At 73.2% G+C, this 25,806-nt stretch carries 28 protein-coding genes and 1 riboswitch; of the genes, 2 read left to right on the top strand and 26 right to left on the bottom strand.

What is annotated here, in order from left to right; genetic code table 11:
• Position 1: 1 nt before the first annotated feature.
• The 7 genes from HZF07_RS20585 to HZF07_RS20555 all read right to left on the bottom strand — a co-directional run bounded on the left by HZF07_RS20585 (position 2) and on the right by HZF07_RS20555 (position 5,417).
• Positions 2 to 214 carry a hypothetical protein gene (locus HZF07_RS20585; protein WP_157344193.1) on the bottom strand — a complete coding sequence of 71 codons (213 nt, stop codon included), beginning with the start codon at positions 212 to 214 and terminating at the stop codon, positions 2 to 4.
• Between the two features lie 22 nt (positions 215 to 236).
• Entirely contained in the window at positions 237 to 1,118 is an 882-nt protein-coding gene (locus HZF07_RS20580; RefSeq protein WP_181645445.1) for an amidohydrolase family protein, read from the bottom strand.
• Entirely contained in the window at positions 1,111 to 1,590 is a 480-nt protein-coding gene (smpB, locus tag HZF07_RS20575) for an SsrA-binding protein SmpB (protein ID WP_157344191.1), read from the bottom strand. Before smpB ends, HZF07_RS20580 begins: the two co-directional genes overlap by 8 nt.
• Positions 1,591 to 1,645: 55 nt before the next feature.
• Positions 1,646 to 2,908, bottom strand: coding sequence for a M23 family metallopeptidase (locus tag HZF07_RS20570; protein WP_181645444.1), 1,263 nt, complete (start codon positions 2,906 to 2,908; stop codon positions 1,646 to 1,648).
• A gap of 53 nt (positions 2,909 to 2,961) precedes the next feature.
• Positions 2,962 to 3,873 carry a permease-like cell division protein FtsX gene (gene ftsX, locus HZF07_RS20565; protein WP_157344187.1) on the bottom strand — a complete coding sequence of 304 codons (912 nt, stop codon included), beginning with the start codon at positions 3,871 to 3,873 and terminating at the stop codon, positions 2,962 to 2,964.
• A 53-nt stretch (positions 3,874 to 3,926) separates the two neighbouring features.
• The gene (ftsE, locus tag HZF07_RS20560; RefSeq protein WP_181645443.1) at positions 3,927 to 4,616 is read right to left on the bottom strand and encodes a cell division ATP-binding protein FtsE; all 690 of its coding nucleotides are present in this window, start codon (positions 4,614 to 4,616) and stop codon (positions 3,927 to 3,929) included.
• 81 nt (positions 4,617 to 4,697) lie between these two features.
• The gene (locus HZF07_RS20555) at positions 4,698 to 5,417 is read right to left on the bottom strand and encodes a winged helix-turn-helix transcriptional regulator (protein ID WP_157344184.1); all 720 of its coding nucleotides are present in this window, start codon (positions 5,415 to 5,417) and stop codon (positions 4,698 to 4,700) included.
• A gap of 106 nt (positions 5,418 to 5,523) precedes the next feature.
• Between HZF07_RS20555 and HZF07_RS20550 the strand changes: the two genes are divergently transcribed.
• Complete coding sequence (locus HZF07_RS20550) at positions 5,524 to 6,663, top strand: acyl-CoA dehydrogenase family protein (RefSeq protein ID WP_157344183.1); 1,140 nt, start codon at positions 5,524 to 5,526, stop codon at positions 6,661 to 6,663.
• 4 nt (positions 6,664 to 6,667) lie between these two features.
• Here the strand turns inward: HZF07_RS20550 and HZF07_RS20545 are convergent, their stop codons facing one another.
• From HZF07_RS20545 to HZF07_RS20480, 14 genes are all read right to left on the bottom strand, one after another.
• Complete coding sequence (locus HZF07_RS20545; RefSeq protein ID WP_157344182.1) at positions 6,668 to 7,549, bottom strand: oxygenase MpaB family protein; 882 nt, start codon at positions 7,547 to 7,549, stop codon at positions 6,668 to 6,670.
• Positions 7,550 to 7,602: 53 nt separating this feature from the next.
• Positions 7,603 to 8,715, bottom strand: coding sequence for a peptide chain release factor 2 (gene prfB, locus HZF07_RS20540; protein ID WP_350339693.1), 1,113 nt, complete (start codon positions 8,713 to 8,715; stop codon positions 7,603 to 7,605).
• 35 nt (positions 8,716 to 8,750) lie between these two features.
• A complete protein-coding gene (locus tag HZF07_RS20535; RefSeq protein ID WP_309504873.1) occupies positions 8,751 to 9,503 on the bottom strand; it encodes a response regulator in 753 nt (250 codons plus the stop codon).
• A 53-nt stretch (positions 9,504 to 9,556) separates the two neighbouring features.
• The gene (locus HZF07_RS24610; protein WP_181645442.1) at positions 9,557 to 11,818 is read right to left on the bottom strand and encodes a PAS domain S-box protein; all 2,262 of its coding nucleotides are present in this window, start codon (positions 11,816 to 11,818) and stop codon (positions 9,557 to 9,559) included.
• A 673-nt stretch (positions 11,819 to 12,491) separates the two neighbouring features.
• Positions 12,492 to 12,644 carry a hypothetical protein gene (locus tag HZF07_RS20525; RefSeq protein ID WP_157344179.1) on the bottom strand — a complete coding sequence of 51 codons (153 nt, stop codon included), beginning with the start codon at positions 12,642 to 12,644 and terminating at the stop codon, positions 12,492 to 12,494.
• Positions 12,645 to 12,708: 64 nt separating this feature from the next.
• The gene (locus HZF07_RS20520) at positions 12,709 to 13,158 is read right to left on the bottom strand and encodes a TadE/TadG family type IV pilus assembly protein (protein WP_157344178.1); all 450 of its coding nucleotides are present in this window, start codon (positions 13,156 to 13,158) and stop codon (positions 12,709 to 12,711) included.
• Complete coding sequence (locus HZF07_RS20515; protein ID WP_181645441.1) at positions 13,145 to 13,597, bottom strand: hypothetical protein; 453 nt, start codon at positions 13,595 to 13,597, stop codon at positions 13,145 to 13,147. The genes HZF07_RS20520 and HZF07_RS20515 overlap by 14 nt, the downstream gene beginning before the upstream one ends.
• Entirely contained in the window at positions 13,594 to 13,983 is a 390-nt protein-coding gene (locus tag HZF07_RS20510; protein WP_181645440.1) for a TadE/TadG family type IV pilus assembly protein, read from the bottom strand. Before HZF07_RS20510 ends, HZF07_RS20515 begins: the two co-directional genes overlap by 4 nt.
• Complete coding sequence (locus HZF07_RS20505; protein ID WP_157344176.1) at positions 13,983 to 14,165, bottom strand: hypothetical protein; 183 nt, start codon at positions 14,163 to 14,165, stop codon at positions 13,983 to 13,985. The genes HZF07_RS20510 and HZF07_RS20505 overlap by 1 nt, the downstream gene beginning before the upstream one ends.
• Before the next feature lie 22 nt (positions 14,166 to 14,187).
• Positions 14,188 to 15,123: a type II secretion system F family protein gene (locus HZF07_RS20500; RefSeq protein ID WP_181645439.1), complete on the bottom strand. Its 936-nt coding sequence runs from the start codon at positions 15,121 to 15,123 to the stop codon at positions 14,188 to 14,190.
• Positions 15,120 to 15,974, bottom strand: coding sequence for a type II secretion system F family protein (locus tag HZF07_RS20495; RefSeq protein WP_157344174.1), 855 nt, complete (start codon positions 15,972 to 15,974; stop codon positions 15,120 to 15,122). Before HZF07_RS20495 ends, HZF07_RS20500 begins: the two co-directional genes overlap by 4 nt.
• Entirely contained in the window at positions 15,974 to 17,248 is a 1,275-nt protein-coding gene (locus tag HZF07_RS20490; protein ID WP_157344173.1) for a CpaF family protein, read from the bottom strand. Before HZF07_RS20490 ends, HZF07_RS20495 begins: the two co-directional genes overlap by 1 nt.
• 188 nt (positions 17,249 to 17,436) lie before the next feature.
• A complete protein-coding gene (locus HZF07_RS20485) occupies positions 17,437 to 18,753 on the bottom strand; it encodes a hypothetical protein (RefSeq protein WP_157344172.1) in 1,317 nt (438 codons plus the stop codon).
• Positions 18,753 to 19,130 (bottom strand): hypothetical protein, encoded by a 378-nt coding sequence (locus HZF07_RS20480; RefSeq protein ID WP_157344171.1) that lies wholly within the window; start codon positions 19,128 to 19,130, stop codon positions 18,753 to 18,755. The genes HZF07_RS20485 and HZF07_RS20480 overlap by 1 nt, the downstream gene beginning before the upstream one ends.
• Before the next feature lie 176 nt (positions 19,131 to 19,306).
• Between HZF07_RS20480 and HZF07_RS20475 the strand changes: the two genes are divergently transcribed.
• On the top strand, positions 19,307 to 19,942 hold the full coding sequence (locus tag HZF07_RS20475) for a hypothetical protein (protein WP_157344170.1): 636 nt from the start codon (positions 19,307 to 19,309) through the stop codon (positions 19,940 to 19,942).
• A gap of 6 nt (positions 19,943 to 19,948) precedes the next feature.
• Here HZF07_RS20475 and HZF07_RS20470 read toward each other — a convergent pair whose 3' ends face one another.
• The 5 genes from HZF07_RS20470 to HZF07_RS20450 form a co-directional block, all read right to left on the bottom strand.
• A complete protein-coding gene (locus HZF07_RS20470; protein ID WP_157344169.1) occupies positions 19,949 to 20,521 on the bottom strand; it encodes a C40 family peptidase in 573 nt (190 codons plus the stop codon).
• A gap of 5 nt (positions 20,522 to 20,526) precedes the next feature.
• A riboswitch (cyclic di-AMP (ydaO/yuaA leader) is annotated at positions 20,527 to 20,675 on the bottom strand.
• Positions 20,676 to 20,833: 158 nt separating this feature from the next.
• Entirely contained in the window at positions 20,834 to 21,493 is a 660-nt protein-coding gene (locus HZF07_RS20465; protein ID WP_157344168.1) for an ABC transporter ATP-binding protein, read from the bottom strand.
• Positions 21,490 to 22,329 (bottom strand): ABC transporter ATP-binding protein, encoded by an 840-nt coding sequence (locus HZF07_RS20460; RefSeq protein ID WP_157344167.1) that lies wholly within the window; start codon positions 22,327 to 22,329, stop codon positions 21,490 to 21,492. The genes HZF07_RS20465 and HZF07_RS20460 overlap by 4 nt, the downstream gene beginning before the upstream one ends.
• On the bottom strand, positions 22,319 to 25,030 hold the full coding sequence (locus HZF07_RS20455; RefSeq protein ID WP_157344165.1) for a hypothetical protein: 2,712 nt from the start codon (positions 25,028 to 25,030) through the stop codon (positions 22,319 to 22,321). The genes HZF07_RS20460 and HZF07_RS20455 overlap by 11 nt, the downstream gene beginning before the upstream one ends.
• Positions 25,030 to 25,803, bottom strand: coding sequence for an HAD-IIA family hydrolase (locus HZF07_RS20450; RefSeq protein ID WP_157344163.1), 774 nt, complete (start codon positions 25,801 to 25,803; stop codon positions 25,030 to 25,032). Before HZF07_RS20450 ends, HZF07_RS20455 begins: the two co-directional genes overlap by 1 nt.
• Positions 25,804 to 25,806 lie beyond the last annotated feature (3 nt).

The raw sequence follows: 25,806 nt of genomic DNA, 5'->3' as shown, positions 1-25,806 counted from the left end.
GTCACTCGGCGGGCGGGTCGTTGTACGGCCGCCGCTCCTCGGGATCGAAGTCCGGCTGGTCGGGCCGGCTGAGGTGCTCGTCGGGAGCCTGGTCGACGCGCTCCTCCACGTCGGCCTCGGTCATCCCCTCCTCGTCCGGGACGCCCTCGGCGCGGACCGGCTCGGGACGGTCGGCGGTCTGCCGCTGCCTGATGCGAATGCTGTCTCCACCCATGTCGGGTCGGTACCCGATCGCCTCAGTCGGGATGTGCGCCGAAGAGATCCGCGCCGTTGTGCCAGCAGACCGCCCGCAGCCACTCGTCGCCCAGGTCGAGCCGGGCCAGACCGTCGAGCTGGTGTGCGTAGGGGTAGGGGATCGTCGGGAAGTCGCTGCCGAGCAGGATCCGGTCGCCGATGTCGCGCAGCCGGGGCACCAGCTCCACCGGGTACGCCGGGAAGAAGTCGGTGAACACCATCGTGGTGTCGAGCCGGACCTCGTCGTAGCGCTCCGCCAGCGCGAGGAACTCCGCGCACTCGGGCGCGCCCATGTGAGCGAGCACCAGCCGCAGCCGCGGGTGCCGGCGCAGCAGCCGCTCAGTCGACGCCGGGCCGGTGAACTCGTTGCCGACCGGCCCGGAGCCGGCGTGCAGAACCACCGGGGTGCCGGCGTCCTCGAGCAGGCCCCAGACGCCGTCGAGCAGTGGGTCGTCGACGTGGAACTCCCCCACCTGCAGGTGCAGCTTGAAGACCTCGACGCCGGCGGCGACCCGCTCGGCGACGTACGCCGGCGCCGACTCCTCCGGGTAGAACGTCGCCGACCACAGCGACTCGGGCACGTCGCGCTTGAAGCCCGCGGCCCAGTCGTTGAGGAACTCGGCGACGCCTGGCTTGTGCGCGTAGGGCAGCGTCGGGAAGCGCCGCACGCCCATCGCGCGCAGGATGTCGACCCGCTCGGCGTGGTCCTGGCGGTAGCGGATCGGCCACTCGCGGCCGATCTTCGGCCCGGCCGCGTCGAAGACGGCGTAGACGGCCCGCTGGATGCTCGGCGGCAGGAAGTGCACGTGGACGTCGAAGAGCCCGGGCAGGCCCAGGCCCTCCCAGAAGCTCCGGACGTCGGCGACGTCCGGGTGGTCAGTCACTCATGCCCTTCAGGTGCCGGCCGAGGGCCTGCTCCTTCTCCCGGTTGGCCTGCCGCTCGGCGAGCGAGGCCCGCTTGTCCCAGGACTTCTTGCCCTTCGCGAGCGCGATCTCGACCTTGGCGCGGCCGTCCTTGAAGTAGAGGGAGAGCGGCACGACCGTCAGGCCCTTCTCGCTCACCCGGCGCTCGATCTTGTCGATCTCGACCCGGTTGAGCAGCAGCTTGCGCTTGCGGCGCGCCGAGTGGTTGGTCCAGGTGCCCTGGGAGTACTCCGGGATGTGGACGCCGTGCAGCCACGCCTCGTGGCGGTCGATCTCGACGAACCCGTCGACCAGCGACGCCCGACCCTGCCGCAGCGACTTCACCTCGGTGCCCTGGAGGACCAGGCCGGCCTCGTAGGTGTCCTCGATGTGGTAGTCGTGGCGCGCCTTCTTGTTCTGCGCGACGAGCTTGCGCCCCTGCTCCCTGGCCATCCCACCATTCTCTCAGCAGGGAGCAACCGGAATCACGTCGACTCGAGGCTCGACGTCAGGGCAGCCAGTTCATCGGATCGACGGCGTTGCCGTTCACCAGGATCGTGAAGTGCAGGTGGCAGCCGGTGGACCAGCCGGTCGAGCCGACGTACCCGACCACCTCGCCCTGGTCGACGTGCTCACCGACGCCGACGCGGTAGCTGGTGGCGTGGTTGTAGACGGCGGTGACGTTGGCGCCGTTGATCGTGCCGAGCGAGATGTAGAGGCGGTTGCCGTAGACGCTGGAGTAGTACTTCGAGATCACCGTGCCGCTGGCGACCGCGCGCATGCCCTCGCCGCAGGAGACGCCGAAGTCGGTGCCGTCGTGCATGCCCCAGTAGTGGTAGATCGGGTGCTCGCGGTAGCCGTACGACGAGGTGACCGACCCGGGCACCGGGCGGATCATCAGGCCGTTGGTGGAGCCGCGGTAGCCGCCGTGGGAGTGGCGCGCCTGGGCCAGGATCAGCTGCTTGATGTGCGCCTCGCGCTTCTTCAGCTTGCGCAGCTCGCGCCGGTCGCGGGCGTGGGCCTTGCGCGCGTCCCGGCGCGCGTCGGACCGGCTGACCACCAGCGTGCGGACGCTCTGCTTCGCGGCGCGCTTCTCCTGGCGCAGCGTCTCCATCTCGACGAGGTGGGCGGCGGCCGCCTCACGCTCGACCTCGACGCCGTCGCGGGCGTCCTCGACCTCGGCCTCACGCTCCGCGAGCTGCTCCTCGGCGGCGTCCAGGTCGTCGTAGGCCCGCGCCTCCCGGCCGACGATCGCGTTGCGCGCCTCCGCCTGCCGGGTGAGGTCGGCCGTCGTCTCGCTGCGCAGCAGCGCCGAGAACGCGAGCAGCTCGGGGTCGCCCTGCTCGTAGATGTCGGTGATCGTGTCGGTGAGCTGGTCGCGCTGCGCGACCAGCGCGGCGCGGCCCGCCGCGAGCTCCTGCTGGGCGGTGGTCAAGCGCTGCTCGGCCGCGTCGAGGCGGACCTGCATCTCGTCGTCGCGCACCCGCGCCGCGGCCAGCTTGGTGTTGGCCCGCTCGAAGTCCGCGCGCGCGGCGCGTAGCTGGTCCCGCGCGGCGGTCAGCCGGGCGCGCGCCCGGCGGAGCTGACCGCTGGACTCGTCGAGCGAGTGCTGCGCGTGCCGCACCTGCTGGTGGGTGTGCTTCTGGCGGTCGCGCAGCTTGGAGCCGTCGTTCGCGAACGCCAGCGGGACGCCGACTGTGCCGAGCGCCAGGGTGCACGCGGCGGTGGCCGCGACCAAGCGTCGGCTGACGGTACGGGGGAAGAGACGCACCGGGCTGCCTTCGTGTTCGGGGAAGAGAACGCGACGACGTTAACCCGCCGGGATCACACTTTGAGGTATTTGCGTGTCAGCACGAGTGTCGGAAGCAGCGTGAGCACCGGACCGAGGATCGCGACCGCCCCCAGAGCGACCAGGTACTCGTCCCGACCGATCCACGGCATGAAGGCCAGACCGGTCGCCGCGCGCTGCTCGATGCCGAAGTACATGAACGCCGCGAGCGCCCCGCCGGCGAGCGCCACGCCGATGGCCGCGGTCACGATCGCCTCGAGGAGGAACGGCAGCGTGATGTAGAGCGTCGAGGCGCCGACCAGGCGCATGATGCCGATCTCCTTGCGCCGCGCGAACGCCGCCAGCCGGATCGTGTTGCCGACCAGCAGCAGCGCCGCGAACACCAGGAACGCGGCCGTGGCGAGCGCGGCCCACTGGAGGGCGTTGATCGAGCCGTAGATCGGCTTGAGCACGTCGCGCATGTCGCGGATCCCGGAGACGCCGTCGAGGCCGACGACGGCGCTGGTGATCCCTTCGTACTCCTCGGGGTCCTTCAGCGTGATCCACACCGACTGCGGCATGTCCTCGGCGGTCGCCGCCGGGTTGGGGCCGTCGAACTTCTCCGGGCCGAGGAGCTCCTTGACCTTCTCGAAGGCCTCCTCCTGCGACTCGAAGTGGTGGTCGGCCACCTCCGGGTTGGCCCCCACCACCGCGTCGATGTCGGCCTTCTGCGCGTCGGTGACCTCGCCGGTGCAGGCGGGGTTGTCGTCGCGCTCCTTGCACAGCCAGACCGTGATCTGCAGCTGGCTGCCCCAGTGCTGGGCGGCCTTGTCGGCCTGCTGGTTGAGGAGCACGCCCAGCCCGACCAGGGTGAGCGAGACGAAGAGGGTCAGGATGACCGCGATGTGCATGGACAGGTTGCGGCGCAGGCCCTGGCCCAGCTCGGAGAACACGTAACGCAGCTGCATGGGGTGGGGTGCAGACCTTTCAGGAGGTACGGCGGGGGGCGGGTGGGTCGCGGCTAGTGCTGGAAGCCGTAGACGCCCTCGGCCTGGTCGCGGACCAGGCGGCCGTGCTCGAGCTCGATGACGCGCTTGCGCATCTGGTCGACGATGCCCGCGTCGTGGGTGGCCATCACCACGGTGGTGCCGGTGCGGTTGATCCGGTCGAGCAGCTTCATGATCCCGACCGACGTGGCCGGGTCGAGGTTACCGGTGGGCTCGTCGGCGATGAGGATCTGCGGCCGGTTGACGAAGGCCCGCGCGATCGCCACGCGCTGCTGCTCGCCGCCGGAGAGCTCGTCGGGCATCCGATCGCCCTTGCCGTCGAGGCCGACCAGCTCCAGCGTCTCGGGGACGACCTTGGTGATCTCCGAGCGGGAGCGGCCGATCACCTGGAGCGCGAACGCGACGTTCTCGCTGACGGTCTTGTTGTTGAGCAGCCGGAAGTCCTGGAAGACGGTGCCGATCTGCCGCCGCATCCGCGGGACCTTCCAGCTGGCCAGCCGGTTGATCTCCTTGCCCGCGACGTAGACGCGCCCCGAGGTCGGCCGCGCCTCGCGCAGCACCAGGCGCAGGAACGTCGACTTGCCGGAGCCCGAGGTGCCGACGAGGAAGACGAACTCGCCCTTCTCGATGTCGGCCGTCACGTTGTCCAGCGCCGAATGGTCCTGGCCGGGGTAGGTCTTGACGACCTTCTCGAAACGGATCACGGGAGTCGAGGGTAATCGGCGAACCTGAGCGCCCCGCATCGGCGCTCCGTCGGGGCGACCGGGATCCTCCTGGTGACGGTCCTACGTCGTCGCCACGGCGCCGTTCTCGGCCCGGGCCCGTTGGGCGCGCTCCCTGGTCACCTCCGCCCAGGGGCTCCACAGGAACCAGCGCGGCAGCGCCGACACCAGGCGCGGCGGTCCGGCGACGTCGATCCGGCCGTCGTCGACCGCCTCCTGCCACGTGCTGAAGCCCTGGAAGACGTCGGCGAAGGTCGCGGTGGTCGCGGAGACGATGACGTCCACGTCGAATCCGGGGTGCACCATGCAGACCGACACCTCCTGCCGGTCGAGCACGAGCCAGATCACCTCCGGCGCCGACCCGGTGTGCCGCCACTCGATGACGGTCCGCCGGGGCGGGAACCGGGACGGGTCCACTCGGCGGTGCATCCACCACATCAGGGTCGTCGGCTGCACGTCGTGGGGGCGCATGTCCTCGAAGAGCCACTCGATCGCCCACCGGCCGAAGCTGTCGATCACGCGCTCGAGGTCGCGCCCGGCCGGGGTGAGGTGGTACTCGTTGCCCCGCCCGGTCGGCGAGGGCCAGGTCTCGAGCACGCCGTTCTTCTCGAGGTGCCGCAGGCGCTGCACGAGCAGCGACCGCGAGATCCCTGGCAGCCCCCGGGCGATGTCGTTGAAGCGGGTGTTGCCGAGCACCAGCTCGCGGACGATCAACGGCGTCCAGCGGTCGGCGACGACCTCGGCGGTCATCTGGACCGGACAGAAGTCCCCGTAGTCAGGCATGGTCCATGGTCGCCCCGTCGCCGCCGGAGCGGTAGTCGCGAATCTGGACCACCTGGGTCGCGATCGTGCACTAGTGGGCGACCGCGGGCCGTCGGAGCCTGGATCCATGACCACACTCACCCAGCCCACCACCCAGAACCTGGCCGCCCGGGCAGCGGCCGTCGGACCCCAGCTCGCCGCCCACGCAGCACGGCACGACGCGGAGGCGACCTTCGTCGCCGAGTCGTACGACGCCCTCCGCGCGGCCGGCCTGCTCACCGCCGCCGTACCCGTCGAGCTCGGCGGGGAGGGCGCCACGATCCGCGAGCTGACCGACCTGCAGCGCGAGCTCGCCCACCACTGCGGCTCCACCGCCCTGGCGAGCGCGATGCACCAGCATGTCGTCGCGTTCACCGCCTGGCGCTACCGACGGGGGCTGCCCGGGGCGGAGGCGACGCTGCGCCGGGTGGCCGACGAGGGCATCCTGCTCGTCTCGACCGGCGGCGGCGACTACACGCACCCGCGCGGCGAGGCCGTCAAGGTCGACGGCGGCTACCGCGTGAGCGGCACCAAGCGGTTCGCCAGCCAGTCGCACCACGGCACCGTGCTGTCGACGATGTTCACCTACGAGGACCCGGAGCAGGGGCGCCGGGTGCTCAACCTGGCCGTCCCGGTCGCCGCCGAGGGCGTCACGGTGGCCGACAACTGGAACACCCTCGGGATGCGCGGCACCGCCAGCAACGACATCACGATCGAGGACGTCTTCGTCCCCGACGAGCGGGTCCTCGCCAACCGGCCCTACGGCGTGGTCGACGGCCCGCTCCAGGTCATCTCGAGCATCGCGTTCCCGATCGTCAGCGGGGTCTACCTCGGCGTGGCCGAGGCGGCGTACGCCGAGGCGCGCGCCGCCGCCGCGGCGAAGTCCGGCAACGTGCTGGTGCAGCGCCAGCTCGGACAGATGAAGCACGCGCTGCAGGTGGCGTCGTGGGCGCTCGACGGCGCGCTCGACGCGGTCGGCGACGACCCGACGCCCTCCCACGAGACCTACCTCGCCGTGATGATCGCCAAGGCCGAGGTCGCCCGCGCCGGGATCGAGGTCTGCGACGTCGCGATGGACGTGGCCGGAGGACCGGCCTTCTTCCGAGGCTCGGTCGTCGAACGTGCCTACCGCGACATCCGGGCCGCGAAGTTCCACCCGCTGACGCCGGACGCCACGCACGTCGAGACCGGCCGGCACGAGCTGGGCCTGCCGGGCCTGCTGCAGTGAGCTGCTACGCGCGGTGCTGCACCGGGCACCCGGCGACGCCGGGGACCGGGAAGGTGCCGAGCTGCTCGATCTCGTAGCCGTCGGGATAGCTGCGGATCTGCGGCAGGTCCTCGATCAGCTTCGGGTCGCGCCGCGCCGGGAACAGCCTCAACAGGAGACCGCGGGCCTTCAGGGCACCCCGCGAGACCGCGACCACGGGGGCCGGCGGGGCGTCGTACCGGAAGGCCGCGCGCAGCGGCGGGTCCATGAGCGCCCGGCTGAAGATGCCCATCACCGGGCGGGCCACCCGCGGCTGGAAGCCCACCATGAGCGCCAGGGTGGAGTCGGCGACCCGGCGGCCGCCCTCGTCGTACCCGAAGTGCTCGGCCTCGTAGGAGTCCATGAGCTCCTCGAAGCCGGCGTAGGTCTCGGGGATGTCCTTGATGTTCATGTGCCGGCCGAGGGCGCGGTAGTACTGCACGCTCGCCTCGACCTCGGTGGGCGTCAGCGGCCGCTTGCCGAAGTCGTCGAGCCAGCGCTTCGGGACGACGACGAAGGTGCTGAGCACGTAGCGGAGCTCGTGGTTGGGGATGTCGTAGGCCCGGTGCATCTGGTTGATGCGCCGGATCGCGGCCTTCGCCTCCGGCTCGTCGAAGCCGAGGCGGTACGGCGGCTCGAGCAGCAGCGCGGTGTCGTCGTACCGCTTCTGCGGGCGGAGCGTGAACTCCCCGGTCTCGTCGAGCAGCCGCCCGATGCCGGGGACGGCGTAGGTGCGGAAGAGCGCGAACCCGAGGGACTGGTTCATGTCCCAGGGGAACTCGTGGCCGACGACCTTGCCGTAGATCTCGACGTAGTCGGTGGCGGGGTCGAGCGATTCGTTGTACCGCTTCCAGTGGTCGCGCCGCATGGCGACAACCTAGAACAGGTTGCGATCCGCTGGGGAGCAGCCGGCGGCACTGGTCAGGCGTCGGCCTTCTCGGCCTCGCGGCGCCAGCGGATGCCGGCCTCGATGAAGTCGTCGACGTCGCCGTCGAAGACCGCCTGCGGGTTGCCGACCTCGTAGCCGGTGCGCAGGTCCTTGACCATCTGGTAGGGGTTCAGCACGTAGTTGCGCATCTGGTCGCCCCACGCAGCGGCGACGTCGCCCTTGAGGTCCTTCTTGAGCGCGGCCTCCTCGGCCTTCTTCTTCGCCAGCAGCTTCGCCTTGAGGACGACCATCGCCGAGGCCTTGTTCTGCAGCTGCGACTTCTCGTTCTGGCAGCTGACCACGATGCCGGTCGGGATGTGCGTGAGGCGCACCGCGGAGTCGGTCGTGTTGACCGACTGGCCGCCGGGGCCGCCCGAGCGGAAGACGTCGGTGCGCACGTCGTTCTCGTCGATCTCGATCTCGTCGGTCTGCTCGAGCACCGGCACGACCTCGACGGCGGCGAAGGACGTCTGGCGGCGGCCCTGGTTGTCGAAGGGGCTGATCCGGACGAGGCGGTGGGTGCCGGCCTCGACCGAGAGGGTGCCGTAGGCGTACGGCGCGTGGATCGCGAACTCGGCCGACTTGATGCCGGCCTCCTCGGCGTAGGACACGTCGAAGACCTCGACGGCGTACTTGTGCTGCTCGGCCCAGCGCGTGTACATCCGCATCAGCATCTCGGCGAAGTCGGCCGCGTCGACGCCGCCGGCGCCCGAGCGGATCGTCACGATCGCCTCGCGCTCGTCGTACTCGCCCGAGAGCAGCGTGCGGACCTCGAGGGCCTCGATCGACTTCTGCAGCCGGCGCAGCTCGGCCTCGGAGTCGGCGAGCGACTCGGCGTCGCCCTCCTCCTGCGCCATCTCGACCATCATGGCGAGGTCGTCGACGCGGCCCTGGAGGCCGGTGAAGCGGTCCACCTCGCCCTGGAGCGCGGAGAGGCGGCCGGTGACCCGGGTGGCGTTGGCCTGGTCGTCCCACAGGTCCGGTGCGGCGACCTGCTCACCGAGGTCGGCGATCTCGGCGCGCATCGCGTCGAGGTCGAGCACCTTCTCGATCGAGCTCAGGGTTGCCTGGAGCTGCTTGATCTCTGCGTCGAAGTCCAGTGCCACAAGGAGCAAGGTTACGGGGCGGGCGGTGCCAGCGACTACTCGGCGGCCGCGGAGGCGACCGCGAGCTCGGCCCAGACCCGCTTGCCGCCGCTCGCGCCGGCGTCCATCCCCCACGAGGCAGCCAGCGCGCCGACCAGGTGCAGGCCCCGGCCGCTCTCCTCGGTCTCGGTGAGCGGCTGCGGCTCGGGCGTGCCGGCGCCGTCGTCCTCGACCTCGATCCGCACCGCCGGCCCGGCGGCCGCGACCCGGACGCGGTAGGACGACTCCGCGTGGGTCAGCGCGTTGGCCGCGAGCTCGCTGACGACCAGCATCGCGTCGTCCACGGTGTCGGCGTGGCCCCACTCGAGGAGCTTGTCGCGGACGAACCGGCGCGCGGTCGCGACGCTGCTCAGCTCGTCGGGCAGGTCGAGCACCGCCTCGGCCTCGGGGGCGACGACCACCGACTCGAGCAGGTCGACGAGGTAGCCGAGGTCGGCGTCCTTGACGACGAAGCCGGCGGCGTTCTGGTCGAACCAGGAGCGGTCCTCGGTCTCCAGCCCGGAGAAGACGACGACCTTGGCCTGCGGCGCGGACTCACGCAGGCGCGAGAGCACCTCCCGCCCGGCCAGGTCGGGCAGGCCCAGGTCGAGCACGACGACGTCGGGGCGGTGCCGGGAGGCGAGCAGGACGGCTTCCGCACCGTCCGCCGCCTCGCCCACGACCTCGAACCCGCCCCGAAATCGGAGTGAGGTGCGGACCAGCCGGCGTACCTCCACGACGTCGTCCACCAGGAGGACGCGGATTGGCACGCCTCGCAGCCTAGGCGAGGAAGGCCCCCTGTGGGCAGCATCCGGCCCGGGTGTCATCGCGCGCCTGTGTCGGGCGCGTGACCCAGGCGGGGCATCTCGACGACGAACTCGCCCGCGTCGCCCGCCTCGGGGAGGCGGTACCAGGCGTCGCCGCCATGGGCCTGGGCGAGCTGACGGACGATGAAGAGGCCCAGCCCGGTGCCGCCGGCCGCGCGGCCGGTCGAGAACCGCTCGAACAGCCGGTCCTGCATCGTGTCGGGTACGCCGGCGCCGGAGTCGCGCACCCGGATCCGGACCCGGTCCGCGTCGCCCTCGGCGGTGACCGCGACCGGCGGGGAGCCGTGGACGAGGGCGTTGCCGATCAGGTTGTCGACGAGCTGGCCGAGCCGCACGGCGTCCCCGTCGACCTCGAGCCCGGTCGAGACGTCGGCCGTGATCGGCGCGCCGGGATGGCTGCGCTGGGCGGTGGCGACGCACGCCGCGACGATCGGCCCGACGTCGACGGGGCTGCGGTGGAGCTCCAGGCGGCTGGACTGGAGCCGCGAGGCGGTCAGCAGGTCGTCGAGCAGGCGCCGCAGCCGTCCCGCACTCGAGGTCATCCCCTCGAGCAGCTCGCCCCGCTCGTCCTCCTCGAGGTCGGCCCAGTGGTCGGCGAGCATCTGCGCCGTACCGCCGAGGACACTGACCGGGGTGCGCAGCTCGTGGGCGGTGATCGACAGGAAGTGGGCCTGGTCCTCGAGCATCTGGCGCCGCTCGGTGATGTCGCGGGTGACCTTCGCGAAGCCGACGTGCCGGCCGTCGGCGTCGTGGACCGCGGTGATCACGACGTTGGCCCAGAACCGGCTGCCGTCCTTGCGGACCCGCCAGCCCTCCTCCTCGTAGCGGCCCTGCGCGAGCGCGACCTCGAGCTCGTGCTCGGGGTGGCCGGCCTCCTGCACCTCGGGCGGGTAGAACGTCCGGAAGTGCCGCCCGATGATCTCCTCCGCGGCGTACCCCTTGGTGCGCTGCGCGCCGGCGTTCCAGCTGGCGACCATGCCCTCCGGGGTGAGCATGAAGATCGCGTAGTCCTGCACGGTCTCGACGAGCAGCCGGAAGCGCTCCTCGCTGGCCCGCAGCGCCGCCTCCTGCGCCCGCCGCTGGGTGTGGTCGCGGGTGACCTTCGCGAAGCCCACGTGCCGGCCGTCGTGGTCGCGGACGGTGGTGATGAGCACGTTGGCCCAGAAGCGACTGCCGTCCTTGCGGATCCGCCAGCCCTCCTCCTCGTAGTGCCCGTCGCGGAGCGCCAGCTCGAGCTCGTGCTCGGGGTGGCCGATGGCCTGCATCTCGGGCGGGTAGAACGTGCGGAAGTGCCGGCCGACGATCTCCTCGGCGGTGTACCCCTTGATGCGCTGCGCGCCCGCGTTCCAGCTCTCGACGGTCCCGTCGGTGCTGAGCATGAAGATCGCGTAGTCCTCGACGTTGTCGACCAGCAGCCGCAGGCGCTCCTCGCTGATCCGCAGCCGCGCCTCGGCGCCGCGCTGCCGGCTGACGTCCTGCACCTGCACGAAGAGGTAGAGCGGGCTCCGGTTGCTGTCGAGGACCGGCGAGAACGTCGCGAGCACCTGCCGAACACCGCCGTCGGCGTCCAGGACGGCGTGCTCGAGCCGGGCGGCAGTCGTGACGCCCCTCAAGAGGGCGTCGAGGAGACCGGAGAGCTGTGGCGCCGCGTCGACGGCGATGTCGGCGTACGGGACGCCGACGAGGTCGTCGGGGCGGCGGCCCAGCAGCCGGGACAGCGCGCCGTTGGCGCGCACGAGCTGGCCGGCCAGCGTCACGGTGGCCATGCCGATGGCGGCGTCCTCGAACACCTCCTGGAACCGCTCGACGTGCTCGGCCAGCACCCTTCGCTCGGTGTCGTCCTCAGCGGGCGGCACGAGCGGCGTACGCCGCGGCGCGGCGGCGCCGTCGAGCACGGCGACCAGGTCGGCGGCGAGGCCGTCGAGCGCGGTGCCCTTCTCGAGGAAGGCGGAGGCGCCCAGCTCGAGCGCGCGGTGCGCGAGCCCGGTCTGCTGGAAGCCGCTGTACATGACCACCCGGGTCTCCGGTGAGATCCGCAGGATCTCCGGCAGCGCCTCGAGCCCGTCGACACCCGGCATGGAGAGGTCGAGCAGCACGAGCGCGGGGCGGAGCCGGCGGACCAGCTCGACCGCGGCCGCACCGTCGCCGGCCTCGCCGACGACGTCGAGCAGCCCCGAGCGCCGCAGGCGCGAGCGCACGAGCGTGCGGACCTCCGGCGCGTCGTCGACGACCACGATCGTCGGCTTCTCCTCCACCACGGACGGGAACCTAGCCCCTCTTCGTCGCGGGGCGCGTCATCGACGGCCGAACACGTCGAGCAGGGTCAGGGGACGGCAAAGGCTCGGGCGCATGGTGTTCCAGTCGTTCAGGTCGGGGATGCCAGGAGGCTCGTACCCCGCCGTACGCCGCCCAACCTCGTGAACCGGGTCGAGATGCCAGAAATGACCCGTGGTGGCCGGTGTCGAGGTCAGTGCTCCACGGGGTATTCCGCCGGGACCCGGCCTAATCCGAGGCGCTCATCATCGCCCTTCTGGATGATGAACGCACGAGCCCGCCGTCGATAGACATGACCCGACAGGGACACCGCCGCCCTCGCCCCCCTCGTTGTGGCCGACCGTCCGAAGTACCCCCCAGCGCTGGACGCCAGCCGCAGCCGAGGGCGGCGGTTGTTCCTGACGTGTGTCTACTCCGCTCGAGTTCCGACGGCAATGGCCCGGACTGCCCGTTCCGCTGCGTTCTCCGGCCGGGATCCGTTCGTTCTCGGTGTAGCGCTCCCGGGCCACCGTCCGGCAGCGTTGTCCTCGTCGCACGAGGGGTGTTCGTCACGAACCCCCACGGCTGCCCCAACCCCGAGCTAGCGGGCGGCCCCTCCTAGACACAACCGCCTCGGCCGTAGCAACGGGCCGGGGCGGCTGTGTCGCCTGCTCAATCTCAATCCTGCGGGGACGGGGCCCGAAGGCTGAGCAGCACCCGCGCGGCCCGCTCCGCGTCCTCCGCTGATGCCGGCGGCAGCGGCACCACGTGCTCGAGATGCTGGGGCTGGCGGACCTTCAATGCGTTGGTGGTCGCCTCCGAGTCGGTCATACAGACCTTTTCGGCGGGCGTCGACCACATCTGAAGGGTCACGCCGTCAGGTTCGTGGCGGCGATCAGGGTTCCGCGACGACCACCGCGGAACCCGTGGCGCCGATCGTCGCGGCCTCCGGCGAGCCCGGGACGGCGAGCGGCAGGTCGAGGGGTGCGGTGACGTGCACGGTGACGGACGAGGTGCTCGGGTCGACGTCGACGGTGAAGGAGAGGCCGGGGTAGGACGCGTAGGCGCCCGAGGCGACCAGGTAGTCGCGGATCGAGCGGCGCACGGCATCCGCGCTCAGCTCGAGCCGGCCCTCGGGCACGCCCCCGCCGTACACCTCCTCGCCGGTGGCGCCCAGATCGGCGGCCTGCAGGGCGGCGCCGTCGGCGACGGTGTCGAGCCCCTGGCGCCTGAGGTACGCCGCCGAGATGTCGACCACGGCCGCGACGGTCATCAGCAGCACGACGGCGAGGCCGACGATGAGCAGCGTCGCCTGGCCGCACTCGTCCCGGTCACGGCGCCGCATCGGCCGCCTCCTGGAACCGACCGATGGGCAGCGTGTGCGTCGCGTCCAGCGCGAAGCTCGGGGCGTCGCCGCCGAGGACCTCGGGCATCAGCGGCAGGTCGACCCGCGTGGCCACGGTGACGGTGATGACGGAGGTGCCGGCGTGGCAGTCACGGGGGTACGGCGTGCACGTGACGCGCACGTCGACCGCCTCGTCCACGCCCTGGTCGGCCAGCGCCTGCTGGGCAGCGGCCTCGGCCCGGGCCCGCCCGGTGGCGTCGTCGGGCGCGAGGGCGTAGGCGCGGCCCGCGGCGCGGGCGGCAGCGGAGACCGCGAACGCGCCGCGCTGGACCTCGAAGACCGAGACCACGATCCACAGCACGGGCACGAGCAGCAGGATCCCGAGCCAGCTCAGCTCGACCAGGGCGCTGCCGCGCTCGTCCCTCGCGCGACGGGTCACGGCGGCTGCTCCTCGACCGCGTGCCCGCTCACCTCCAGCGCGATGCCCGGCCCTCCGATGCCGAGGGCCGGCACGACCGCGCGCACGGTCACCTCGACGCCGGGCGCCCCGTCGACGGTGGCCGGCCGCGCGGAGACGTCCTGGGCGAAGCGTCCGGAGACCGCGCCGTCGATCTGGTCGCGGGTCCTCGCGACGCCGTCGGCCGGGCCGCGGTCGAGCGTCGCGGCGTACCGCGCACCCTCGGAGGCCGCCGAGGCGAGCGTGTTGCGCACCAGCAGCACCAGCGCCACCTGCAGGATGCCGAGGAAGACCGGCACCAGCACGACCAGCACCAGCACGAAGTCGACGACCGCCGACCCGCGTTGGCCACGGCCGCGCCGGCGCACTACTTCACCTTGGCGAGTGCCGAGCTGACCATGTCCTGCAGGGCCGGGCCGGCGATCGCGGTGATGCCGACGACCAGGCCCGCGGTCATCACCGTGATCATCACCCACCCCGGCACGTCGCCACGTTCGTCGCGCTCGCGCGGGGCCAGCCAGGCCATCAGGGCCAGCAGCGTTGCGTTCATCGTCGTCCTCCTCGTCGGGACGTCAGGGAGCAGTGAGTGAGAGCCCGACGACGCCGGGCCAGAAGGCGAAGAGCACGGTCACGGGGAGGACCAGGAAGACGACCGGCACCATCATCAGCACCTCGCGCCGGGCCGCGGACTCGATCAGCTCGCGCCGACCTGCCTCGCGCACGTCGGTCGCCTGCGCGTGCAGCACGTCGGCGAGCGGCGTGCCCCGCTCGACCGCCACCGCGACGCCCTGCGCGAACCGCGCGACCACGGGCAGCCCGGTCGTCGCTGCCATCGCGTCGAACGCGCTGCCCACGGGCTCGCCGGTGCGGATCGCGGCCAGCACGACCCCGAGCTCGCGGGACAGCTCGCCGCCACTGCGGCGTACGACGCGGTCGAGCGCCATCACCGGGCTCTCCCCCGCGGCGACCGACAGGGCGAGCAGCTCGGCGATCGTCGGGAACTCGGTGAGGATCTGCCGCTCCCGCCGCCGCACCTGGCTGGTGAGGTGCGTGTCGCGCGCCAGCACGCCGGTCACGAACCCGAGCGCGCAGAGCACCAGCCACAGCAGCACCGAGCCGGGGTGGGTGAGCATCCGCAGCAGCCCGACCGCCGCGGTCGCGGCGAATCCGATCAGACCCCAGACGACCTGCTCGACGCGGAAGTCGTGGACCGTCTTGTCGAGGCCGGCGCGCTCCAGCCGGCGGCGCACCGACGTGGCGCCTCCGAGGACCCGCTCGACCAGGTCGGCCGCGGAGCGCAGCACCGGCCCGAAGACGCCCACCGTCGCCGAGGTCGGCGCGGCCAGCCGGGGCGCGGCTGCGTCGTCGAGCCGCGGCAGGTCCCGGACGTAGGGCAGCACCCGCACCGCGAGCTGCGGGTGCCGGATGGCCCGGACCCGGGCGCCCACCAGCAGCATCCCGGCTGCCAGCGTGGCACCGAGCACGGCTCCCCAGAGCGCGGGGCTCACGAGAGGATCCGCCTCTCGGTCGGCAGTCGCCCGATCCGGGTCATCAGCCGGTAGGCGACCAGGCACAGCACGGCGCCGACGGCGAGCACCACGACCCCGGTCGGCGACGCGTAGCGGTGGATGACCTCGGACTGGAAGGACATGAGGAGCAGCACCAGCCAGGGCGACGCCACCGCGAGCCGGGCGCCGTTGACGGTCCACGCCTGCCGGGCCTCCATCTCCGAGCGGGTGCGGGCGTCCTCGCGCAGGTAGGCGGACAGGTTGCGCAGCAGCCGGCCGAGCTCGCCGCCGCCGACCTCGCGCGCCACCCGCAGCCCCTCGACCACCCGGTCGCCGACGGGATCGGCGAGCCGCTCCTTGAGCCGGTCGAGCGAGTCCCCGAACCGGCCGCTGACCTGGTAGTCGAGCGCGAACTGGTCGAACGCCTCCCGCAGCGGCGCCGGCCCGCGCACCGCCAGGCCGGCCAGCGCCTCGGGCAGCGACATGCCGGCGCGGACGGCGGAGGTCAGGTTGTCGATCGCCTCGGGCCACACCTCGGCGAGCTCGCGCTGCCGCCGGCGCGCCCGGCCCGAGACGACGGCGACCGGCAGGTAGCCGCCGAGCGCACCGAACGCGACCGCCACCGGCACCGTGCCGGACACGGCCTGGACGACCACCGCGCTGAACCCCGCAGAGACGACGCAGAGCAGCACGAAACCGGTCACGGACACCTGGCCCAGCCCGGCGCGGGCGAGCAGCTGCGCCGTACGGCGGGCGCCGCGGTTCGGCCGGGACGGCTGGCGGGGCAGGAAGAACGCGCTCCACACCAGCAGCAGGCCGACGCCCACCCCGAGCCCGACCAGCGCGCCCATCAGCGTGCCCCGGCCAGGATCCGGTGCAGGTCGATGCCGGCTCGCTCGTAGCGCTCGAGGTGCGGAGGCAGGCCTCCGGTGCGCAACAGATCGCCACCGCGGCGCTCGAAGACCGGCTCCGCCTCGATCACGTCCTGCTCGACCCGGCCGGGCACGCCCACGATCTCGTTGACGCGGCGCACGCCGTGCTCGTCGATGCCCAGGTGCACCACCAGGTCGACCGAGCTGGCGACCGTCGGGACGACGAACCGGGCGGAGATGTTCTCGCCCGCGAGCAGCGGGAGCGTGCACATCTTGACCAGCGCCTCGCGCGCACTGTTGGCGTGGATCGTGCACATGCCGGGCAGGCCGGCGTTGAGGGCGAGCAGCAGGTCGAGGCACTCCTCGGCGCGCACCTCCCCGACGACGATCCGGCTCGGCCGCATCCGCAGGCTCTCCTTGACGAGGTCGCGGAGCCGGACCTCGCCGGTGCCCTCCAGGCCCGACTGCCGGGTCTGCAGGGCGACCCAGTCGGGGTGGGGGAACCGCAGCTCGAAGACCTCCTCGGCCGACACCACCCGCTCACCACCGGGGATCGACGCCGCGAGGCAGTTGAGCATCGTGGTCTTGCCGGTCTGGGTGCCGCCGGCGACCAGGATGTTGAGGCCCGCGCGGACCGACGCCTCGAGGAAGGCCGCCGCCGTCGGCGTCAGGCTGCCCAGCTCGACCAGCTCGCCGAGCCGCCCGGCACGGAGCACGAACTTGCGCACGTTGACCGCCGAGAACCCTCGGCTGATGCCTTCGAGGACCACGTGCAGCCGGTGTCCCTCGGGCAGCATCGCGTCGACGAACGGCGTGCTGACGTCGATGCGCCGGCCGCTGGACTTCAGCATCCGCTCGACCAGCTCCTGCACCTGTGCGCTGGTCAGCACCAGCGTGGTCAGCTCGTGGCGGCCGTGGCGTGCGATGAAGACCCGGCTCGGGTCGTTGATCCAGATCTCTTCCACGGTCGGGTCGTCGAGGAAGGGCTGCAGCGGCCCGAACCCGGAGACGCGGGCCACGATCTCCCCCACCGTCGCCGGCACGTCCGGCACCGGGGCGACCCGACCGGTCAGGCTCAGCTCGTCGTGGTCGCGCACCACGCTCTCGGCGATCCGCCGCACCAGGGCCGCGTCCCGCTGCGGGTCGACGCCGTCGCGGCGGACCAGCTCACGCACCTGCTGGTCGAGCTGCTCGACCAGCTCCTCGTGCGCATTGGCATGGGTACGGCGTGCTGCCGGGTGGGTGAGTGACATTGAGGCCCCCGAGATGGATCCTTCGCCGCCAGTGTTGCCCGGGCCGGGTGTGGACAAACAGCCCCGTTCGGCTGCCTGTGGACAACGGACAAGGCCGCAGACGCGTCGAGTGACGCGAACCGGCCCGCCGGAGGTCGGTACGGGGGCCGGTTCGCGTCACTCGACGCCGATTCGGAGAGGCGCAGTGGTCAGGAGAGCACGCCCGGGCCGGCGTCGTCATCGCCGACCCAGTCCTCGCCGACGTCGAACGTCTCGTGGTCGAGGCCGTCCTCGTCCTTGTCGCGACGGCCGCCGCGCCCCGCGCCGGGAGCACCCGCGCGGCCGCCACCACGGCCGGCACCGGTCGCGCCCGCACGGCTGCCGGCCCGGCCGGCACCGTTGCCCGCGGTGCCGGGTCGGCCCGCGGTGCCACCGCCGGCCGCCCTGCCTGCTGCGGCGGAGGTCGCCGAGCGGCCCAGCGTGGAGGCGCCGGCGCTCTTGGCGGTGGCGCCGATGCCGCGTACGGCGCTGGCGGCCGTGCCGCCGCGGCCCACCGCGCCCGCGGCCCCGCCGGCGCTGGAGCCAGCGGCTCCCGCGCCCCCGGCGAGGACGCCGCGCAGCGCGCCGCCGAGCTTGGCACCGATGATGCCGGCGGCCGCGCCGCCGGCGACGACACCTGCGGGACCGAGCGTCAGACCACCGCCGGAGCCGGACCCGACGCCGGCGACCGGGACGATGGATCCGTCCGCGATCTCTGCCGGCGTGCCACCCGCGTTGGGGTGGGGGCTGCCGGGCACGTAGTCGACGCGCGGGCCGCCCGGGTCCCGCCCCTCGCCGCCGTGGTTGCCGCTCGGGACGAAGTCGCCGCCCACGGTCGGGTGCGGGCCGGACGTCAGCACGCCCCTCGCCGTACCGCTCTTGGTGCCGGAGGTGGCGCCGCCACCTCCGGTCGCGGCTCCTGCGGGGTAGCCCCCGCCGCCACCGGTCCCGCCACCGCCGGTGGCCTGCTGGTCGTGGAGGCCGGCCATGACGTCCGCCGCCTTGTGCAACCGCTCCTCGAGCTTGTCCGCGGCGATGCGCGCGGCCTCCTCCCGCCTGGCCTGCTCGGCCTCGAAGGCCTTCTGCGCGGAGAGGTAGTCGTTGCGCTGCTTGATGCCCTCCTCGGACCCGGGGTCCTCGTGGGGCGTGTACGACGGCGCCGTGCCCTCAGGCCCGAGCGCCTGGTAGTCGGCGTCGGCGTCCTCGAGCGCCCCGCCGGCGTCGAGCAGCGCCTGCTCGCCCGTCGCGACGTGGTCCGCTCGCTTGTGCATGGCCTCGGCCGACTTGGCGAAGGCGGCCTTCATCGCCTCGGCGGTGAGCGCGCCGGCCTCGCCGCCGTGGGCCGGCGGCTCAGCGGTGCCGAGGGACTTCGCGACGTCCCTGAGCAGCCTGCCGATGCCGAACCACTCCCGACCCTGGGAGAAGGACCGCGAGCCGTCGGCGCCGTGGAGGGCCTGGATGAGCCGCTGCTCCTGCGGGCCGGGCATCAGGCACCCCCGCCCGGAGCCGGCACCGTCACGGGCGCCCGGACCGCCTCGGCCACGGTCTCCTGGACCTTCTGGATCGCCTGGATCTGCACGGCCGCGTCGTCGTCGGTGTAGGCCATGTCCTCCTGCCAGAGCTCGAGGTTGATGCCGAAGTCGCGGAGCCCGTCGGCGAGGTCCTGCATCGCCGAGACGATGAACTCCTGGGCGGCGTTGGTCTCGGTCGTCATGCGATGTCCGGCCGACGAGCCCCCGAAGCCGCCGGCCTGCGGCAGCTTCGCCCCGCCGATGTCGTCGGCGAACGCGTCGAGGTTCGAGCGGATCTTGGCGACGACCCCCGCGTCGACGCCGATCGCTCCGAGAAATGTGTCCAGATACATCCGCCAGCTCCCCCTGCCCGAGTCGTCTGCTGATCACGCCCACGCCCACGCCCCGCGCGCGCGTGACCTTCTGTTGCCCCTCTGGTGTGAAACGAAACCACCGGGGGTAGGTGACGGCCGGTAGCGTCGGGATCACCGCTCGACGGCATCGGGGCCGCAGGCAGGGAGGGTTTCTCATGACGTCCACGCACGTACGCCGCGCGGCGTTCGGAGCTCTCGCGATGACCGCGGTGGTGGCCCTGGCGGGCTGCGCGAGCTCGGGCGGCGCCGAGGAGCCGGAGTCCGCCGGCAGCACCGCGCCGGCCGACACCGCGAGCCCCTCCGGGTCACCGGAGGCGAGCGAGTCGCCCTCCGTGGCGCCCGCGACCGGCCTCGAGCTCACCTCGCACGGCCTCTCGGCGCACGCGCCGGAGGGCTGGGAGAAGTACACCTCCGGCGTGACCGTCCCCTGGCAGAAGCTCGCGGCGGAGCCAGGCACCTACAACACCACGCTGGTCGTCCAGACCCTCACGTCGCTCAACGAGGACCAGACCCTCGAGGAGGCCGCCCAGGGCGACATCGACTACCAGAGCGGCGGCAAGGGCGCGTCCCTCAAGCGGGCCGGCACGGTGATGCTCGACGGCGTCGAGTTCTACCACAACGTCGGGCGCGAGAACCGCAACGTCTGGGTGTACGAGTACGGCGCACCGGTGGGCGACCGCAACGCGCTGATCAGCATCGCGTTCGACAAGTGGGCCCACCCCGACAAGCAGGACCGCGAGGACATCGTCGCCTCGATCCTCGCCTCGGTCGAGGTGGACCCGAACGCCTGAGCCGGGTCAGCGGCGGCCGCGCACCGTGCCGCCGAACCACGAGCCGGTCCAGATCCGCTCGGTGCGCACCCGGGCGCCGGGGTACGGCGAGTGCAGGACCTGCGGGTGACCGTTCTTGCGGCCGGCGAAGACGCCGACGTGGTAGACGTGACCGCCGCTGGTGAAGAACACCAGGTCACCGCGACGCAGCCGGGCGCGCGGCACGTGGCGCGCCCAGCCCGCCTGGGCCGACGAGGTCCGCGGGATGCCCCGGAAGCCGGCCTTCCGGAAGCTGTAGAGGACCAGGCCGGAGCAGTCGAAGCGGTTCGGGCCGGTGGCGCCGTAGCCGTAGGGGTCGCCCTTCTGGGCGGCCGCGATCGACATCGCCTTGGCGACCGGGTCGACCCGGTGCCGGGTCCGGTCCCGGCGCGGCTTGCGGACGCGCTCGGCGGTGTGCGTCGCGGTCGCGCGGTCGACGCTGCTCGCGGTCGCGGCACGGGCGTCGGCGGTCGGCGCCGAGGTCAGCAGGCCGATCGCGAGGGCGCCGGCACAGGCGACCCGCGCACAGGCATGGGTGATGCGGGGCAGGGCAGCAGACATGAGGGTGGTTCCTTCCCACGCCTGCGAGGTGAGCTGTCGGATTCGGGCGAGGAAGGTGCCCGGCCGCCAGACGGCGGCTTCACCCCAAGCGGCCCCGGACGGCCGCGGAAAAGTGGTTCCCCCACTCCTGCCCGTAGTTCAACGGTGCGGCCTCGGGCGGGCAGGACTCGGCGTGCCCGGGGCCGGATGTGCATTCGTGCAATCGTCAACGACCGTGACACACCGATCCAAGCGATCGCGAGTCGACGGAGCCTGATCCGCGTGGCCCGCGCCACACTCCCCGCGTGGGATCGGGGCCTGGTTGGACGAAGGTCACACCGGATCGGGCGCCGGATCCGGCGCGATCCGACCCTCGTCGAGGCGTACGACGCGGTCCGCGACCTCCCAGACCCGGGAGTCGTGGGTCGCCACCAGGACCGCCGTCCCGGCCCGGGCGGCGGACGCGAGCGCGGCCACCACCTGGGTGACGTGGTCGTCGTCCTGGTGCCCGGTCGGCTCGTCGAGCACGGCCAGCCGCGGCGAGAGGACGAGCGCCCGCGCGACCGCCACCCGTTGCTGCTCGCCGAGCGAGGTGTCGGTGACGCCGCGGCCGACGAAGGCGTCCAGGTCGAGCGCCTCGGCGAGCCACGCGAACGTCTCGGTCGGGTCGACGCCGGCGCGGTGGGCCGGCAGGCAGACGTTGTCGCGCACGGTGAGCCCCGCGAGCAGGCCGTGCTGCTGCGGCACCGCCGCGATCTCGCCCCAGTCTGCGAGCTCGGCCGTCGGCCGCCCGTCGAGCGTGACGGTGCCGCGCTCGGGGTGCTCGATCCCGGCTGCCAGGTGGCACACCGTCGACTTGCCCGAGCCCGACGGGCCGGCCAGCGCGACCAGCTCACCGGGACGCACCGCGAGCGAGACGTCGTGCAGCACCTCCACCCGGCGGGCGCCGACGCCGTACCCGTGCGCGACGCCGCCCACCTCGAGCCCGGTCACGACTCCTCCTCCGGGGCGCGCAGGCGTACGACGCCGCCGTCGTCCTCGATGACCACCCGGCGCGACGGGAAGCGGACCAGCAGGTCCGGCGGCAGCTGGAGCCGGCCGGTCGCGTCGATCACGGCCGTCGTGTCGCGCAGCGTGGTCTCGCTCGACAGGACTCCGTGGCGCAGCCGCAGCAGCCGGTCGCCGCGGTGCAGGATCCGCTCGTCGTGGCTGCTGATGACGACCGCCGCCCCAGCCGCGGCCGCGTCGAGGAGCGCGGCGAGCACGAGGTCGGCGTTGGCGTGGTCGAGCTCGGCCGTCGGCTCGTCGGCGACGACGAGCTCGGGCGAGCCGACCAGCGCGATCGCGACCGCCAGCCGCTGCTGCTCGCCACCCGAGAGCGCGGCGGGCAGGTGGTCGGCTCGCTCGCTGAGGCCGACGGCGGCCAGCGCGTCCTGGGCGCGGGCCCGGCCGCGGGCACCGCGCCAGGCCGCGACCTGGCGCACCTGGTCGACCGCTCGGAGATGGGGGAAGACCGCCGTCGCGGACCGCTGCGGCACGAACCCGATCCGGCGCCGGCGCAGCCCGCGCAGGTCGCGGGTGCTGGCCACGCCGACGTCGCGGCCGAGGACCGAGAGCGTGCCCGCACTGGGCCGGTCGCGGGCGGCGAGCATGGTCAGGAGGCTGCTCTTCCCGGAGCCCGACGGCCCCGCCACGACCGTGAGCGAGCCCGGGCGCATCTCCAGCCCGATGCCGCGCAGCGCGTGGGTCTCGCCGGTCGCCGACCGGAAGACCTTGACGAGGTCCTCGCAGTGCGCCGCCGGCTGCCCGGCCATCGGCTCAACCGCCACCACGTAGCACCTCCGCAGGGTGTCGTCGGCCGGCGCGCTGCGCGCCGACCAGCCAGGCGACCAGCACCATCGCCGCCACCGCCAGCACCAGGATCGCGACGTCGACGAGGTCCGGTCGCGGTCGGGCGAGCGGCGGCAGGGCCGCGGTCGCGTCGATGATCGTCGGCGCCGCCACCAGCACCGCGCCGGCGGCCAGGGCCGCGACCAGGGCGGTGACGACGGCGTACGCGACCTCCCAGGCACGCGCCCGCGCGAGCTCCGGGGCGCGCACGCCCATCCGGGACAGCAGCACGTCGGAGACCGCGTCGCGGTCGGCGAGCCGGAGCGCGAGCACCAGGGCCCCGCCGAGGGCGAGCACGAGCATGACCACGCCGAGGGCGAGCACGTAGCCGGCGGCCCAGGTGGAGGCGGTCAGGCCGGCCGCGATGCCGGCCTGCGTCGACGTGACGAGGTCGCCGTCCGTCGAGACCCCGGCCTCGTCGAGGGTGTGCCGCAGCCCGGCCGCGGTGTCGCCGGACCACACCTCGGAGGTGAAGACGCCGGCCTCGCCGCTGTTGGCCTTCTTGCGTCGCGGGTCGACGGTGGGGGCGACCAGCCGGAAGAGCCGCCGGGCGCTGGTGATGACCGTGACGTCGCCGGTCTCGGTCTCGGACCCGGGGAAGGCGTCGGTGACCCCGACGACCCGGATCGGGATCTGGAACTCCGAGCTGAAGTCGAGCACCGCCTGGTCGCCGACCTCCGCGTCGGTGTCTCCGGCGAGCACCACCGCGAGGCCCTTCGCGCGCTCGTCGAGCCGGCCCGCCGCCGCCCGGGCCTCCTCCAGCTCCCCGGTCGCCCCCCAGTCGGCGACGGCGTCGAAGCTCGCGGGGTCGATCGCCATGAGCGGCTGGTTGCCGTAGTTGGGCGGCAGCGCGACGCCGCGCCGCCAGATGATGGTGGTGCCGTCGCCCGGCGGGGTCACCGCCCGCTTCATGCCGCCGGCGCGGAAGTCCTCCGCCACCTGGATGACCGTAGACGCGCCCGCGACGGCCGCGGTCTTGTCGGCGACGCCCTCCTCGATGCCCCGGTGGGCGGTGAGCGCGTAGCCGAAGAGGCCCAGCGCGATCGCGACGACCGCGCTCAGCGCCGTCACCTCGCGGACGACCGGCCCGGTCCTCCGGGTCGCCAGCCACCGGGCACTGCCCGGCCGGGCCCGGCCGGGCAGGCGTCCGCGCAGCCAGGCCACCGACCGGGCGACCAGCACCGCGACCGTCGCCGCGACCAGGACCGGGAGGGCCATCGTCACCGGGGTGCTGCTGCGGTCGACCACGTCGGTGGTGAAGACGGCGACCGCCACCGCCGCGGTGGCGACGAGCAGCGCGGCGGTCAGCGGCACCACCCGACGGCTGCGGCCGAGGCGCGAGACCCGGTCCATGCGGTCGGTCGCCACTGCCGCCAGCCCGGCGGTGACGGCGATCAGGAGCAGCGCGGCGCCGGCCGCGAGCGCGGCCCGCCCCAGGTCGTCCTGCTCGATCCTGATGCCGGCATCCGTGGGCGGCCCGGCCGTCACCACGCCCAGCACGGCCAGGCCCAGACCCGCGGGCAGCGCTACCAGCGCGACCGGCAGCGCCTCGAGCCCGGCCTGGCCCGCGACCTCCGCCGGCCGGAGCCCGAGGCCGGTGGCCAGCAACTGCTCCCGCCGCCGGGTGCGGCCGAGCAGCACCCACGCCGCGACCAGCAGCGCGGCGGCGAGCACCTGGCCGGCCACGCCGTACGGCGTCACCTGGTCGCGGGCGCTGGTGGCCGCGAAGTCGGCGGCGAACACGATGTCGGGGAGCCCGGTGAGCACCTGGAGCTCCGCGGGCAGCGGCTCGGTGTTCATCAGGACCTGGCCCAGGCTGGTGGAGCCGTCGAAGGCGTCGTCGGCGAGGGTCTGGATCTCCTCGACCGCGGTCGCCGCGTCGTCGGGGGTGATGTCGGGGTCGAGCCGGAGGTCGGCGAGGTAGAGCGGGGTGTCCCCCGCCTTCACGAGCAGCCGGTCGAAGTCGGCACGACCCGCGATCGCCAGCGGGGTCGTCGTCGACGGGTCGTCGGTGTCGGGCGGCAGGAACCACCGCTCCGCGTCGGGGTGGTCGGCGAGCACGGCGGGCAGATCCGACCCGGGTGCGGTCTCGTAGGTGCCCGCGAGCACGGTCGGCGCCAGCGACTTGTGACGGCCGAAGAACGTCTGCGCCATCCCGATCCGCAGGGGGTCGCCGACCTCGAGCCCGAGGTCCGCGGCGACGTCCTCCGCGAGCCACACCCCCGGAGCGTCCTCGTCGCCGCCGAGGGCCGTGACCGCGCCGTCGCGGTACCACAGCTCCGACTCCGTCTGCCGCCCGTTGGCGACCGCCAGCGCCGACAGCGTCCGGCTCTGACCGACGCCGGCGGCGCCGAGCACGGGGTCGTCGTACCCGGTCAGCGCCTCGAGCCGCTCGCGCACGACGGCCTCGGCCTCGGGCGTGAGCACGGCGTCCCAGGTGACGCGCACGTCGCCCGACGACGAGCCGTACGGCGCGCCGCGCGACGCGTCGAGCGCGTCGGCGAGCGCGGTCGAGCGGGCCGTCGCGGCGAACAGCGGCGGCGCCACCACCGACGCCACGAACAGCGTCGCGGCGCCCAGCACGAGCAGCAGCCAGCCGGGGGCGCGGAGCAGCCGCAGCGGCGCCGACCTCCAGAGCATCAGACGAGCTCGATGAGGTCGGCGACCGAGTCGACGACCCGGGTCGGGCGGTAGGGGAAGGTCTCGACCTGCTCGGGCCGGGTGGAGCCGGTGCCCACCAGGATCGTGCGCAGGCCGGCCTCGAGGCCGCTGATGATGTCGGTGTCCATGCGGTCCCCGACCATGACCGTGGTCTCGGAGTGCGCCTCCAGGCGGTTGAGCGCGCTGCGCATCATCAGCGGGTTCGGCTTGCCGATGAAGTACGGCGACCGGCCCGTCGCCGTGCTGATCAGCGCCGCCACCGAGCCGGTCGCCGGCAGCATGCCGTGCTGGCTGGGGCCGCTGGGGTCCGGGTTGGTCGCGATGAACCGAGCCCCTGCGACGATCAGCCGGATCGCGCGGGTGATCGCCTCGAAGGAGTAGGTGCGGGTCTCGCCGAGCACGACGTAGTCGGGGTTGCGGTCGGTCATCACGTAGCCGACGTCGTGCAGCGCGGTCGTCAGGCCCGCCTCACCGACGACGTACGCCGTGCCGCCCGGGCGCTGGTCGTCGAGGAACTTGGCGGTCGCCAGCGCCGAGGTCCAGATCGACTCCTCGGGCACGTCGATGCCGCTGCCGAGCAGCCGGGCGCGCAGGTCGCGCGGGGTGAAGATCGAGTTGTTCGTGAGCACCAGGAAGCGCCGCCCCGACGCCTTGAGCCGCTCGATGAACTCCTGGGCGCCCGGGATCGGGATCTCCTCGTGCACGAGCACGCCGTCCATGTCGGTGAGCCAGGTCTCGACAGGACGGGTCATGGC

This window comes from Nocardioides agri, assembly GCF_013778305.1.
In the GTDB taxonomy this organism is placed as follows: domain Bacteria; phylum Actinomycetota; class Actinomycetes; order Propionibacteriales; family Nocardioidaceae; genus Nocardioides; species Nocardioides agri.
This window is presented reverse-complemented; position numbering and strand designations above follow the sequence as displayed.